This window comes from Halomonas sp. ND22Bw (assembly GCF_003011945.1).
In the GTDB taxonomy this organism is placed as follows: Bacteria; Pseudomonadota; Gammaproteobacteria; order Pseudomonadales; family Halomonadaceae; genus Halomonas; species Halomonas halophila.
Genome location: NZ_PXWD01001502.1, coordinates 1 through 246 on the forward strand (window position 1 = coordinate 1; position 246 = coordinate 246).

Below are 246 nucleotides of genomic sequence, written 5' to 3' on the forward strand. Positions count from 1 at the left end.
CGGCGGTCTTGATGACGTCGAGGGTGTGCTCGATCACGACGATGGTGTTGCCCGCGTCGCGCAGCTGGTGCAGCACCTTCAGCAGCAGCTCGATGTCGGCGAAATGCAGGCCGGTGGTCGGCTCGTCGAGGATGTACAGGGTGCGGCCGGTGTCGCGCTTGCTCAGTTCCAGCGCCAGCTTCACGCGTTGCGCCTCGCCGCCCGAAAGCGTCGTCGCGGCCTGGCCGAGCTTGATGTACGAGAGGC

The 246-nt window shown here is 66.7% G+C and carries 1 pseudogene; it reads right to left on the minus strand.

The window, feature by feature from the left end:
- Positions 1 to 246, minus strand: a pseudogene (locus CVH10_RS23230) (ATP-binding cassette domain-containing protein); the annotation flags it as partial.